Genomic DNA, 13319 nt, shown 5'->3' with positions numbered 1-13319 from the left:
ACTCTGCACGCTTGGAAATGTCCCGCCCGCTTCGAGTGCCGATGACCGAACCGCCTGTTACGCCCACCCGACAGCCCGATACCGGCGGGGATGGCGTGGATGCGCTGCGTGCCCGTCTTGCCGTTCTGGAGGCGGAGAACGCTGCCTTGCGGAGGGTCGTCGAGTCCTCCGGCGCCAAGGCCGACGATCTGCGGACCATCGCCGGCCTGAACGACGACCTGCGCGCCGCCCTCGACGATCTGGAGCGCAGCCGTTCCGCCCACGCCGAGAGCGAGGGGCGGCTGCGGGCCATCCTCGACAGCGCCACCGAGCACGCCATCGTGACGCTGGACGTCAATGGGCGGGTGACGAGCTGGAATCCCGGCGCCACCCGCATCCTGGGTTGGAGCGAGGCCGAGATCCTGGGGCAGGACAGCGTCGTCTTCCACACGCCCGAGGACGCCGAGGCCGGGATCCCCGCCGCGCTGCGCGCCGCCGCGCGGGCCGAGGGGCAGTGCCGCGACGAGCGCTGGTTCCACCGCAAGGACGGGGCCGCCTTCTGGGGGGCCGCCACCATCCTGCCGCTGCTGGACGGCAAGGGGGGCGGCTTCCTGAGCATCCTCTACGACCGCACGCGCGAGCGGTCGGTGGAGAACGCCATCCAGGAGGTCCAGCAGCGGGCGACCGACGTGCTCGACAGCATCGACGAGGCGTTCCTGTCCATCGACCGCGAGTACCGCGTCACCTATCAGAACCGCCGGGCCGAGGAACTCGACCATCTGCCGCTCTCGGCCGTGCTCGGCCGCCGCCTGTGGGAGATCTGGCCCGAGATGGTCGGCTCCGAGGTCGAGGCGATCTGCCGCCGTGCGATGGAGGAGCGCGTCTCGACCGCGCTGGAGAAGCGGTTCGAGGGGAACGGGCGGGAACTGTGGGTGGAGATCCGCTACCACCCCACCCCCGAAGGCATCGGCTGCTTCTTCCGCAACATCACCGCCCGCAAGCGGGCGGAGGAGGCGGCCGCGGCCCAGCACGCCCGCACGGTCGAGATCCTGGAGAGCATCAGCGACGCCTTCTACACGCTCGACCATGACTGGCGCTTCACCTACATCAACAGCAAGGCCGAGCAGATCTGGGGCCGCAAGCGCGAGACCCTGCTGGGCCGCGTCCTATGGGACGCCTTCCCCCAGGTGCTGGGCAGCGAACCCTTCGAGGCGCATCGGCAGGCGGTGCGCGAGAACCACATGGTGACGGTGGAGGCGCTGTCCCCGGTCGTCCATCAGTGGATCGAGACCAGCATCTACCCCAGCGCCGCCGGCCTGTCGGTCTATTTCCGCGACATCACCGGCCGCCGCGCCGCCCAGGACGCCCTGCTGCGCGCCAAGGAGGCGGCGGAGCAGGCCAGCATCGCCAAGGGCAAGTTCCTCGCCGCCGCCAGCCACGACCTGCGCCAGCCCCTCCAGGCCCTGCTGCTGTTCGTCGACGTGCTGAAGCCGCACGTCCAGGGCAGCCGGGGCGAAAGCGCCCTGATGCATCTGGCGCGCGGGCTCGACGCGCTGAAGGATCTGCTGGACAGCCTGCTCGACATGTCGCGGCTCGACGCCGGCATCGTCGAACCGTCGATCGAGGACGTGCCGCTGCAACCGCTGTTCGAGCACATCGCCGCCTCCTACCGGCCGGTGGCGGCGGCGCGCGGGCTGGATCTGCGGGTCGAGGCCTGCCGGGGCACCGCGCGCAGCGATCGCACGCTGCTGGTCCGCATGGTGCGCAATCTGGTGGAGAACGCGTTGCGCTACACCGAGACCGGGCGGATCGACATCGAATGCCGCCGCGCCGGCGACCGGCTGCTGATCGAGGTGCGCGACACCGGCATCGGCATCCCGCCCGAACATCTGGAGCGCATCTGGGAGGAGTTCCATCAGGTCGGCAACCCGGAGCGCGACCGCAACCGCGGCCTCGGGCTTGGGCTGGCCATCGTGCGCCGGCTGTCGCAGCTTCTCGACCATCCGGTCGGCGTCCGGTCGGTGCCGGGAAAGGGCACCGCCTTCACCCTGGCGGTGCCGGCCGGACGGACGGAATCGGCTTCGGGCGGCGCGGCGGACGACGCGGTGGCCGGGCGGGGACGCTTCGCCGTGCTGGTCGACGACGACGCCATCGTCCTGCTCGGGCTGGAGACGATCTTCCGCGAATGGGGCTACGAGGTGCTGGTCGCCGGCTCCGCCGACAGCGCGGTCGAGGCGCTGACCCGCAAACCCCGGCGGCCCGACATCGTCGTCGCCGACTACCGTCTGCGCGAGGGGCGCACCGGGACAGAGGCGGTGGCGCGCATCCGGGCGCTGTTCGAGGATTCCGGCCGGGAGCCGGTGCCCGGCGTGATCCTGACCGGGGAGACCGGCCCCGACTGCGAGCGCGATGCCGCCGCGCACGGACTCGGCGTCATCCACAAGCCGGTGACCCCCCGGCAATTGAGCCACGCGCTGGGGCGGCTGTTCAGCACGGAGTGAAAAGGGCTCCGGACCTTCAGCTTCCGATTGCGGGTTTTGGCGGAAAACACCCTTGTCGAGGGTGTCGCGTGCGCTTGTCCAAGGTCCTCCCATCACCTTTTGAAAAGAAGAAGCTCAACGAAAGTACTATGAGCCCGTCTTTTCGACTGTGCAATGCACAATCATGGAATTTCTTGATTCTTTTGATCGACTCGACCGCATTGTTCCAATGGATGATATTGGACGACTTGTTTTATATTAATTTTACGGAGCGGCATGAAAACAAAAGAACAGTGTGTCGTTCTTTTGTATGACGCCGCGATGTCGGATCCTTATCCGATCTCTTGACCGATCGACATGACGACGATGGCGGTGTCGTGGAAGTCTCGCGCATGCAGCAAGAACAGAGAGGTTGTGGGTCGGGTTTTATTGTCGAAAGTCCCATTGTTCGCGCACCCCTTTTTGCCCCGTATGCGTCTCCAGGCGCTTCCGGGCGCCGAACCGGCCGCCGCTTGTGAGCCTTCCCGAACGCGGGGGTTTCGAAGGCGAGGCGAAGGCCGGGATCCGGGGGACAAGCTCTGCCAAGAGAAAGGGCGCGAAACGATGCTGAATGGCATTTGCACGAGAATGCGGACTGTGGTGCGGACCGGCGTGGCGGCCGGCCTGGGATTGTTGGGGTTGTCGGCCCTGGGAGGGTTCGGCGCGCCGGCGCTGGCCGGGTCGGTGACGCAGCCCGGTGAGACCATCGGTCTGGCCACCGGCGCGCCGCTGCCGGAGGGCGTCTATTTCGTCGACACCTTCGACTGGGGCGTTCGCAAGGGCGAGAACGGCAACCCCGACGTGACGCTGGGGGTCAACATCCCGGTGCTGGCCTGGTCGACCCCGGCCAAGCTGCTCGGCGCCCGCGTCCAACTGCTGGCCGCCCTGCCGGCGCTGGAGGTCGGCGTCCAGGGCAGCGACCACACCAGCGGCCTGTACAACCCGTTCCTCGCCGGCCAGCTCGCCTGGGATCTGGGGAACGGCTTCGGCGCCAGCTACCTGCTGGGCGTCTATCTGCCGGTCGGCAACAAGCTGGGCTTCGACACCACCTCGATCAACCAGCGCGTCGCCGTCAGCTACACCGGCGACGACTGGAACCTGACCGCCAACGCCATCTACGGCATCGCCACCCGGAAATCGTCGCGGACCGTCAACCCCGACTTCCTCAACATCGACCTGACGGCCGCCAAGAGCGTCGGCAAATGGTCGGTCGGGCCGGTGGGTTTCGCTTCCTTCGACCTCAACCGGCCGGTTGCCGGCTACCGCAAGCAGGAGCAGGTCGCGCTCGGCGGTCTGGTCGGCTACAACTTCGATCAGTTGATTCTCCAGGCCTATCTGACCAGCACGGTCCATCAGGAGAATTACGGCGGCAACGACACCCGCGCCTGGGGGCGCCTGATCCTGCCCTTCTGAGGCCCCGGCCAGCACCGGCCGTCTGAAAGGATGGGGAAAGCAAGGGCGGAGGGGGCGGACGCCCTCTCCGTCTCAAGCGTCGCTTCAGGGGGTGGCGGTCCCGGAAGCGCGGAAAGCGGTGCCGGTGTCATCGCTGGCGAACGGAATCCCGCCCCTTTCTCCGGCCGGAGGCGGACAGCCGCTCGAGCGCCGGCGGGATTGCGCGGTGAAAGCACGCCTGTCTCACGACCCGCGCTCGCCGAGGAAGGCCGTCAGCAGCTTCTCCGCCGCCAGGATGTGGTTGACCACCGCGGCGCAGGCGGCGTCGGCGTTCCCGGCGCGGCAGGCGGCCAGCAGGGCGCGGTGCTCGTCCTGGGAGCGCGGGTGGTAGCCGAGGGCGGCGAACTGGAAGCGCAGATAGCGGTCGGCCGCCGCCAGATGCTGCTCGGCCAGCGCCAGCAGGCGCGGACGCCCGGCCCGCGCGTAGAGCGTCATGTGGAAGCGGCGGTTGAGTTCGCCCATCCGGCCGGGGTCGGTCTCGGCGTCCATCTCGCCGATCAGTTCCTCCGCCAAGGTGAAATCGCCGGCGGTCAGGCGGGGCAGCGACAGCCGCAGCGCCGCCGGTTCCAGCGCCGCGCGGATGGCGCTGATGTCGGCGGAATCCGCCGCCGAGATCTCCGCCACCACGGCGCCCCGGTGGGGATGGAACTCGACCAGCGCGCGGGCCTCCAACTGGCGCAGGGCCTCGCGCACCGGCATGCGGCTGACGCCGAAGGCCGCCGCCAGTTCCTCCTGGCGCAGCGGCGCGCCGGCCGGCAGGGCGCCGGTCAGGATCCCCTCGCGCATCGCCGCCTCGACGAATTCGGTCGCCGTGCGGAAATGCCGGCGGTTGCGCTCGATCACGGCGCTCAGGGCCACGGCGGTCAGGGCGGACGGCCGCGCGTCGGAAGCTGGAGGCATGGAGGTCCGTTCAAAAAAGCCGCTTGCCTGGATATTGGATCCAATTTATCGATGGTCCACCTCCCTGTCCAGAACACCGCGCGCAGAGGCCCGACCATGCCATCCTCCACCCCCCTCGACGATCGAGACGACCTCGCCGCGACCTCCGGCCGTGGCGGCGGGCTGTCGCCGTCGGCGGTCGGCACCGGGCTGCTGGTGGCGCTGGTCGGCTACGCCAGCTCGGTCGCCGTGGTGATCCAGGGGCTGTCGGCGGTCGGCGCCGACACCGGCCAGATCACCTCGGCGCTGGTGGCGGTCGGCTTTTCCATGGGGCTGGCGGCGATCCTGCTGGCGACGCGCCAGCGCAAGCCGATCAGCGTCGCCTGGACGACGCCGGGCATGGCGCTGCTGGCGGCGACCGGGCCGGTGGCCGGCGGCTTTCCGGCGGCGGTCGGGGCCTTCCTGACGGTGGCGGGGCTCGTCATGCTGACCGGGCTGTGGACCTCGCTCGGCCGCTGGATCGCGGCGATCCCCAAGCCGCTGGCCAACGCCATGCTGGCCGGCATCCTGCTGAAGCTGTGCCTGGCGCCCTTCGCGGCGATCCAGCAGGCGCCGGGGCTGGGGCTGCTGGTCCTGGCGGTGTGGGCGGTGGTCGGGCGCGTCAACCGGCTCTACGCCGTGCCGGCCGCCGTGGCGGTGGCGCTGGGGGCGATGGCGCTGAACCCGCCGGTTGCCGGTGGTTTGCCGGCCGATCTGTGGCCGGGCCTGACGTTGGTCACACCGGTCTTCACCTGGGAGGCGCTGGTCGGCATCGCCCTGCCTCTGTTCGTCGTCACCATGGCGTCGCAGAACATCCCCGGCCTCGCCGTGCTGGCGACCTTCGGCTACACGCCGCGGGTGCCGCCGCTGTTCCTGGCGACGGGGGCGTTCTCGGCGCTGAGCGCCCCCTTCGGGGCGCCGACGGTCAATCTGGCGGCGATCACCGCGGCGATGTGCGCCGGCCCCGACGCCGACCCGCGCCCGGAGCGGCGCTGGCAGGCCGCGGTGGTCGGCGGGCTCGGCTACATCGCGCTGGCGGCGCTGGCGGCGGTGACCGCCACGCTGGTGATGCGCTCGCCGCCCATCCTGATCGAGGCGGTGGCCGGGCTGGCCCTGCTCGGCGCCTTCGGCGGCGCGCTGCTGGGCGCGGTGCAGACCGAGGAGGAGCGCGTCCCGGCGCTGGTCACGCTGCTGGTGACCGCGTCGGGCCTGTCCTTCTTCGGCGTCGGCTCGGCCTTCTGGGGGCTGCTGTTCGGCGGGGCGATGCACGCCCTGAACCGTTGGAACCCCCGCAAGGCGGCACGCTGAAAGCCGGTCAGGCGCTGGCCAGCAGGTCGGCGACCGCCTCGACCGCGGCGGCGGCGTAGGGTCGGATGCGCGGCGGGATCTGCGACGGGTTGATCCCCGGTCCGAGGATGCCGACGCCGACCGGCTTCAGGAATTCGAGTTGCAGGTCGATCAGGCTCTTGATGACGGCGTGGCCCATGACGTTGCCGTGCTCGGTCTCGCCGCGCTCGATGATGCCGAGCGCCACGGCGCCGGCCACGTCGTCCCGGCGCAGCAGGCGTTTGATCGCCAGCGGCTTTTCCATGGAGCCGGGGACCCAGACCTCGGCGACGATGCCGAGCTGGCGGCGGGCGGCGACGGCGCGCGCCTCGTCCAGCATTTCCTCGACCTCACGGCGGTGGAACCGTCCGAGCACGATGCCGATGTTGTTCACCCTCTGCCACTCCCGTTTCACTGCGACCCTGCGTCGAGGCGCCCAAAGTGTCGCCGCGCCGCGCAAAGTGCAAGATTCATCACCGCCGGCCGTGGCGGTGTTGAATCAAGCCGCGCCGGGCTGTCTGATCTCGATGCATTTCAGAACAATTTCAGACCGGCAATTTCCATAAAAATTGAAGAAAATACGACGTTTGGCGAGGCCTGGCATCGAGGGGCCGCGCGTGGCTGTGGGGCGCCGGGCATGAAGGGTGCGATCGAATACGCGCCGTCGACCTTCGAGGAGCGGGGGGCCGCCGTGGCCTTCACGACACCGCTTCTGTCGCAGACGCGGGTGCGCCGGGGCGAGCGGTCCAAGCTGGAGGTGCTGATCCCCGCCCTGTCGCAGGGCTCCGGCATCTACGTCGTCGCCTGGAAGTCGGTGCCGGAGATGGTCGCGATGACCATGCACGACCGCTATCTGCACGAGCTGATCGTCGGCGAGGAATCCTGCTCCCCGCACGAGATCCGGCGGGCGACGCTGCGGGCGGCGCGCAAGGGACTGGCCGGGCCGCAGGCGGCGCAGGCCGCCCGCCGCGCGCTCGACGAGGACGAGGAGCAGGGCACGCTCACCCACTACCTGCTGATCCTGGCGATCCTCAAGGCGGTCGGGCTGGAATCGCCGGAAATGCTGAAGGCCGGCATCGGCACCGAGGAGGGGCAGCGGCTGACCCGCCAGCTGATGACGCGGGCGGCCGGCAGCCTGACGCTCGACGCGACGGTGCTGTACACCCGTCTGGCGGAGATCGCGGCCGTGGTGTCGCCGGTCGGGCTGGCGCAGTCGCCGAAGCCGGGGCGCCTGCTGCGCTGCCTGAACGACCTGAAGAGCTTCCGGCAGGCCATGCAGGACTGGGCGCGCGAGGTGCCGAGCGACACCTCCCCGGTCGCCGTCTTCTGTGCCGAGGTCGCCCAGCACACCATCGGCATCGGCGACGCGGTGCTGGCCGACTTCCACCGGCGCATCGAGGCCATCGGCCCGCTGATGCGCGGTTGGGACATGGAGATCGTTCGCATCCGCGACCACGCCACCCGCATGGCCTGGCTGCTCGACGGCTGGTCGCACATCACCGGGGCCTGGGAGCTGGCGCAGGGCGAGGACCGTCACCATCAGGCGGTCGCGATCAACGAGCTGTTCCGCATCCTGCCGCTGCTGCCCCGCGCGGAGAGCGGCCGCGACCTGATGGCGGATTCGCGGCGCGTCCAGTCGGTCCAGCGCCGCTCGGTCCGCATGCTGGAGGATTGGCGGACCGGCGTCATGGACGTCGAGGCGATCCGCCGCATCGAGACGCTGAAGGCGCGGGCGCCATGACCATGCCCGGCCGGAACCCCGATCCGCGGGTTGGCGCGGTGCCCGGTGCCTCGGCGGACCGGCTGCCGACCCTGGAGCACAAGCTGCTCGACATTCCCGCCCACAAGTTCGTCGAGGTGGTCGGTCTGCTGGAACGGGTGCGCGACCATCCCGACGTGCGGCAGACCTTCAACATCATCCGGCCGCGCCTCGCCCAGATCCGGCCGGGCCGCCGGCCGACGCTGAAGCGCGTGCTGTGCATGCCGTTCGAGGATGTGCTGGAAAGCCGCCACGGTGGCGACGCGCCGCTCGGCCGCATCGGGCGGCGGGTGATCGAGCCGATCTGGGGCCTGATCGCGGAGGTCGCCGACCGCCACCAGATCGCCCAGCTCGACCGTCAGGTGCAGGAGGCGTCGCCGGGCAGCCGCAACGCCCTGTTGAACGTCGGGCGGGTGCTGTGGCCGCTGGCCGCCCGCATCCTGCGCGACGCGCTGGACGGCGCGGCGTCCCGGCCGGCGCTGGCCCGGCGGCTGGACGGCGACGGGAAGCTGCTGGAGCAGGTGGCCGACATCGCCGCCTTTCTCGACATCGGGCCCGCCGTCGAGGCGCTGAAGGACGAGCTGTCCCCCAAGCCGTTGCCCGCGCTGGAGGAGCGGCATCTGGCCGCCATCGGGCGGGCCGCCCAGACGGTGGCGCCCGACGCCGTCCGTCACCTGCTGCTGATCGCCGCCGCGCGGCTCGCCACGCCGGCCGACCTGCTGGCGGCGCTGCCCGATCTGGATCTCGGCCGGGCGGGACGGGACCGGCCGGGGCTTTTCGCCCAGCTCGGCGCCCTGGTGGTCGGCGACCTGGAGGAGCGCAGCGCGCGGCTGGACGGCGCGGGCGGAGTCGCGCCGGAGGCCGCTGTTATCGTTGCCGAGCGGCTGGTCGCCAGCGTCACCACGGCGGCTGCGGCGATGAGCCGGCTGAGGGACCCGCGGCATCGCGAACGGCTGGAGGCGGTGACCACGGCGGTGGCCGCGATGGTGCGGGGCAGCGTCCTGCAAACGGCGCCCGAGGGCATCCTCGCCGCCGTTCCCGTCGCCGACCGCCGGCAGGCGCCGGTGGTGGACGAGGCGGCCCAGGCCACCGCCGAGGAGCACGCCCGCGCGCTGCGCCGCTGCGCCGGGCTGGCCGGGGCGCTCGGCCTGCAAAAGCCGGTCGACGACACTCTGGCGGCGATGGGGGCCGGCTTGCAGCAGCGGGCTCAGGCACTGCTCGACGGCCACCGTTGGACGGCGGGCCGCCCCGACGAGGCCGAGGCGTCGGAGTTGAACCTGTTCTACGCGCTGCGCCTGCTGGAGCTGGTCGGCGGCCCCGCCAGGGCGGAGCCTCTGCGCCTCGCCATCATGGACGCCATCGGCGGTTTCACCGGCGACTGAGCGGCCGGTTTCAGCCTGCGACCAGATCGTCCAGCCGGAAGCCGGCGATCTTGTAAATCTCCTCCAGCGCGCGGGCGAATTCGGCGTCCGGAGCGTTGGCGACCCGCTCGCGCATCGCCTGGAGGATCTGCGGCCGGGTGCTGAAGCGCACCGCCATGATGAAGGGGAAGCCGAAGCGCGCGCGGTAGGCGCGGTTGAGGGCGCGCTGTTCCTCCGCCTCCGCCTCGGTCAGCTCGTCCAGCCCGGCGCGGGCCTGCTCGGTCTGCGAGAAGGCGGTCAGGTTGGCCGGGCGCGTCGCCCGATCAGCCAGATCCGGGTGCGACAGGATCAGGGCGCGCTGGCGCTCCGCCCCGGCCTCGCGGACGATGGCGGCCATCGCGGCGTGGAGCGCCGCCTTGTCGGCGAAGGGGCGGCGGCCCCAGGCGGCCTCGGCGACCCAGGGGCTGTCCTCGAACACGGTGCCGAGAGCCGCGACGAAGGCGGCGCGCTCCATGCGGTTGAGATCGTCCAGGCTGTGCGGCATGTCGGTCGGCTTCCGGTCGGAAAGAGTGGCGGTCAGGGCGTGTAGGGGTGCTCGGCGATCCAGTGGCGGGCGATGTCGAGCCGTGTCGCGACCCACACCTGCTCGTGCCCGTTCACATAGTCGAGGAAGCGCGCCAGCGCCGCCGCCCGGCCGGGGCGGCCGACCAGACGGCAATGCAGGCCGATGGACATCATCTTCGGGCTGTTGACGCCCTCGGCGTAGAGCACGTCGAAGCTGTCCTTCAGGTAGGCGAAGAACTGGTCGCCGGAGTTGAAACCCTGGCTGGTCGCGAAGCGCATGTCGTTGGCGTCGAGCGTGTAGGGCACGATCAACTGCGGGCGGCCGTGGCTGGCGTCCCAGTAGGGCAGGTCGTCGGCGTAGGAATCGGCGTTGTAGAGGAAGCCGCCCTCCTCGGCGACCAGCGCCCAGGTGTTCGGGCTGCAACGGCCGAGATACCAGCCGAGCGGGCGGGAGCCGGTGACGCGGGTGTGGACCTCGATGGCGCGCAGCAGATGCTCGCGCTCCAGCTCCCTGGGCAGATGCTGGTAGTCGATCCAGCGCCAGCCGTGGGTGGCGATCTCCCAGCCGGCGTCCTTCATGGCGGCGACGATCTGCGGGTTGCGCTCCAGCGCCATGGCGACGCCGTAGACCGTCACCGGCATCTCCCGCTCGGTGAACATCCGGTGCAGCCGCCAGAAGCCGGCGCGCGCGCCGTATTCGTAGATCGATTCCATGTTCATGTGGCGGGCGCCGGGGATCGGCTGGGCGCCGACGATCTCCGACAGGAAGGCTTCCGAGGCCGCGTCGCCGTGCAGGACGCAGTTCTCGCCGCCCTCCTCGTAGTTGATGACGAACTGCACCGCGATCCGCGCGCCGCCCGGCCAGTTGGCCTGCGGCGGCATGGCGCCGTAGCCGATCATGTCGCGGGGGTAGGTCTCGGTCGTCATGGCGCGTCTCCGGCGGGCAGGGACGGGTGAAGGGGCGGCTTCACGCTAAGGCAAGCGGCGGCCCCGGTTCAACCCATCCCGTCCTCTCCGGCCGCCGGACACAGTTTCCGATTTTCCGGGGGTCGCCAAGCGCCGGCCGGCCGCTTAGTCTGCCGTCCCGAGTGCCTGATTCCACGGGATTCCACCCAGAAGGGACGACGCCATGGGCCGCCTGACGACGCACGTTCTCGACATCGCCGCCGGACGCCCGGCGCCCGGCCTGCGCATCCGCCTGACCGACCTCGGCAGCGGCGCCGTGCTCGGCGAGTTCACAACCAACGCCGACGGGAGGCTCGACGCCCCGGCGCTGGCCGGCGACGCCTTCAAGCCCGGCCGCTACGAGCTGCTGTTCCTGGTCGGCGAGTATTTCCGCGCCGCCGGCACCGTCGCCGGCGACGGCGAACCCTTCCTCGACGAGGTGCCGCTGCGCTTCGGCGTCGCCGACGCCGCGCAGCACTACCATGTGCCGCTGCTGGTCTCGCCCTGGGCCTATTCCACCTACCGTGGCAGCTGAGGCCGCTACCCCTTCCGCGCGGGCCGGGGCCGGCCCGCTTTCCAGCCTGTGAAAAAGCCCGCTCCTTGGTTTGCCGCCGGGGCCGTCCGCCGCTTAGCTGTCCTCACGAACAATTCGCGTATCAGTGAGGAGCCGAGCGATGGCGAGAATGACGGCGGCGGAAGCGGCGGTGCGGGTGCTGGAGCGGGAAGGCGTCGACGTCTGCTTCGGCGTTCCCGGTGCCGCGATCAACCCCTTCTACGCCGCGATGCAGCGGCGCGGCACCCTGCGCCACGTGCTGGCGCGCCACGTCGAGGGCGCCTCCCACATGGCGGAGGGCTACACCCGCGCCAAGGCCGGCAACATCGGCGTGTGCGTCGGCACCTCCGGCCCGGCCGGCACCGACATGATCACCGGCCTCTATTCGGCGATCGCCGATTCCATCCCGATCCTCTGCATCACCGGGCAGGCGCCGCGCGCCCGCCTGCACAAGGAGGATTTCCAGGCGATCAACGTGCCGGACATCGCCAGGCCCGTCACCAAATGGGCGCTGACGGTGCTGGAGCCGGCGCAGGTCCCCTACGTCTTCCAGCAGGCCTTCCACCTGATGCGCTCGGGCCGCCCCGGCCCGGTGCTGATCGACCTGCCGATCGACGTCCAGATGACCGAGATCGAGTTCGACGAGGAGGCCTACCAGCCGCTCCCCGTCTACAAGCCGGCCGCCACCCGCACCCAGGTCGAGAAGGCGCTGGCCATGCTCGCGGCGGCCGAGCGTCCGCTGGTCGTCGCCGGCGGCGGCATCATCAACGCCGACGCGTCCGACAAGCTGGTCGAGTTCGCCGAACTGCTGGGCATTCCGGTCATCCCGACCCTGATGGGCTGGGGCGCCATCCCCGACGACCATCCGCTGATGGCCGGCATGGTCGGCTTGCAGACCGCCCACCGCTACGGCAACGCGACGATGCTGAAGTCCGACTTCGTGCTCGGCATCGGCAACCGCTGGGCCAACCGCCACACCGGCTCGGTCGAGGTCTACACGCGCGGCCGCAAGTTCGTGCATGTCGACATCGAGCCGACCCAGATCGGCCGCGTCTTCATGCCCGACCTCGGCATCGTGTCGGACGCCGGGGCCGCGCTCGACCTGTTCATCGAGGTGGCGCGGGAGTGGAAGGCGGCGGGCAAGCTGAAGGATCTGTCCGGCTGGGCCGCCGACTGCCAGGGCCGCAAGCGCTCGCTGCACCGCCGCAGCGACTTCGACCAGGTGCCGATCAAGCCGCAGCGCGTCTACCAGGAGATGAACAGCGCCTTCGGCGAGGACGTCACCTACGTCACCACCATCGGCCTGTCGCAGATCGCCGGCGCCCAGTTCCTGCACGTCTACAAGCCGCGCCACTGGATCAACTGCGGACAGGCCGGGCCGCTCGGCTGGACGCTGCCGGCCGCGCTCGGCGTGCGGGTCGCCGATTCCAGGCGCAAGATCGTCGCGCTGTCCGGCGACTACGACTTCCAGTTCATGATCGAGGAACTGGCGGTCGGCGCCCAGCACAAGCTGCCCTACATCCATGTGCTGGTGAACAACGCCTATCTCGGGCTGATCCGGCAGGCGCAGCGCGCCTTCCAGATGGATTTCCAGGTCCAGCTCTCCTTCGAGAACATCAACGCTCCGGAGATCGGCGTCTACGGCGTCGATCACGTCGCGGTGGCCGAGGGGCTGGGCTGCAAGGCGATCCGCGTCACCGAGCCCGACCGCATCCAGGACGCCTTCGCCCAGGCCGACCGCTGGATGGCGGAATATCAGGTGCCGGTCGTCGTCGAGGTGGTGCTGGAGCGCGTCACCAACATCGCCATGGGCACCGACATCGACAACGTCACCGAGTTCGAGGAAACCCTCGATCTGCCGGTGGACGAGCCGGAAACCGTCCTGGTTTAGGCAAAGGGCGCAAGCAAAGCGTTCCCGCGCTGCGGTGCGGAAATTCCCAGCG

Annotated in this window: 11 protein-coding genes; 7 read left to right on the top strand and 4 right to left on the bottom strand. The window is 70.4% G+C overall.

What is annotated here, in order from left to right:
* Positions 1-95 precede the first annotated feature (95 nt).
* Both JN22_RS13835 and JN22_RS13830 read left to right on the top strand, forming a co-directional pair.
* Complete coding sequence (locus JN22_RS13835) at positions 96-2480, top strand: PAS domain-containing hybrid sensor histidine kinase/response regulator (protein ID WP_223677708.1); 2385 nt, start codon at positions 96-98, stop codon at positions 2478-2480.
* A 615-nt stretch (positions 2481-3095) separates the two neighbouring features.
* Complete coding sequence (locus JN22_RS13830; protein ID WP_449658098.1) at positions 3096-3911, top strand: transporter; 816 nt, start codon at positions 3096-3098, stop codon at positions 3909-3911.
* A 222-nt stretch (positions 3912-4133) separates the two neighbouring features.
* On the opposite strand, the gene JN22_RS13825 is transcribed toward JN22_RS13830, so the two are convergent.
* Positions 4134-4850, bottom strand: coding sequence for a GntR family transcriptional regulator (locus tag JN22_RS13825; RefSeq protein ID WP_085554448.1), 717 nt, complete (start codon positions 4848-4850; stop codon positions 4134-4136).
* Between the two features lie 96 nt (positions 4851-4946).
* On the opposite strand from JN22_RS13825, the gene JN22_RS13820 reads away from it, so the two are divergent.
* A complete protein-coding gene (locus JN22_RS13820) occupies positions 4947-6176 on the top strand; it encodes a benzoate/H(+) symporter BenE family transporter (RefSeq protein ID WP_085554689.1) in 1230 nt (409 codons plus the stop codon).
* Positions 6177-6183: 7 nt separating this feature from the next.
* Here the strand turns inward: JN22_RS13820 and JN22_RS13815 are convergent, their stop codons facing one another.
* Entirely contained in the window at positions 6184-6588 is a 405-nt protein-coding gene (locus tag JN22_RS13815) for a 6,7-dimethyl-8-ribityllumazine synthase (protein ID WP_085554447.1), read from the bottom strand.
* A 243-nt stretch (positions 6589-6831) separates the two neighbouring features.
* Between JN22_RS13815 and JN22_RS13810 the strand changes: the two genes are divergently transcribed.
* Both JN22_RS13810 and JN22_RS13805 read left to right on the top strand, forming a co-directional pair.
* A complete protein-coding gene (locus tag JN22_RS13810) occupies positions 6832-7935 on the top strand; it encodes a hypothetical protein (RefSeq protein ID WP_085554446.1) in 1104 nt (367 codons plus the stop codon).
* Positions 7932-9335: a hypothetical protein gene (locus JN22_RS13805; RefSeq protein WP_223677707.1), complete on the top strand. Its 1404-nt coding sequence runs from the start codon at positions 7932-7934 to the stop codon at positions 9333-9335. Before JN22_RS13810 ends, JN22_RS13805 begins: the two co-directional genes overlap by 4 nt.
* Before the next feature lie 10 nt (positions 9336-9345).
* On the opposite strand, the gene uraD is transcribed toward JN22_RS13805, so the two are convergent.
* Together uraD and puuE are read right to left on the bottom strand one after the other, a co-directional pair.
* On the bottom strand, positions 9346-9858 hold the full coding sequence (gene uraD, locus JN22_RS13800; protein WP_085554445.1) for a 2-oxo-4-hydroxy-4-carboxy-5-ureidoimidazoline decarboxylase: 513 nt from the start codon (positions 9856-9858) through the stop codon (positions 9346-9348).
* 32 nt (positions 9859-9890) lie between these two features.
* Positions 9891-10805 carry an allantoinase PuuE gene (gene puuE, locus JN22_RS13795; RefSeq protein ID WP_085554444.1) on the bottom strand — a complete coding sequence of 305 codons (915 nt, stop codon included), beginning with the start codon at positions 10803-10805 and terminating at the stop codon, positions 9891-9893.
* A gap of 202 nt (positions 10806-11007) precedes the next feature.
* Here puuE and uraH point away from each other — a divergent pair, with 202 nt between their 5' ends.
* Positions 11008-11358 (top strand): hydroxyisourate hydrolase, encoded by a 351-nt coding sequence (gene uraH / locus JN22_RS13790; RefSeq protein WP_085554443.1) that lies wholly within the window; start codon positions 11008-11010, stop codon positions 11356-11358.
* 139 nt (positions 11359-11497) lie between these two features.
* Positions 11498-13267, top strand: a complete 1770-nt coding sequence (gene gcl / locus JN22_RS13785) for a glyoxylate carboligase (protein WP_085554442.1) — start codon at positions 11498-11500, stop codon at positions 13265-13267.
* Positions 13268-13319: the final 52 nt, after the last annotated feature.

Source organism: Azospirillum agricola, assembly GCF_020005195.1.
Taxonomy (GTDB): Bacteria; Pseudomonadota; Alphaproteobacteria; order Azospirillales; family Azospirillaceae; genus Azospirillum; species Azospirillum agricola.
The sequence above is the reverse complement of the archived record's forward strand: the minus strand, read 5'-3'. Positions and strand labels throughout refer to the sequence as shown.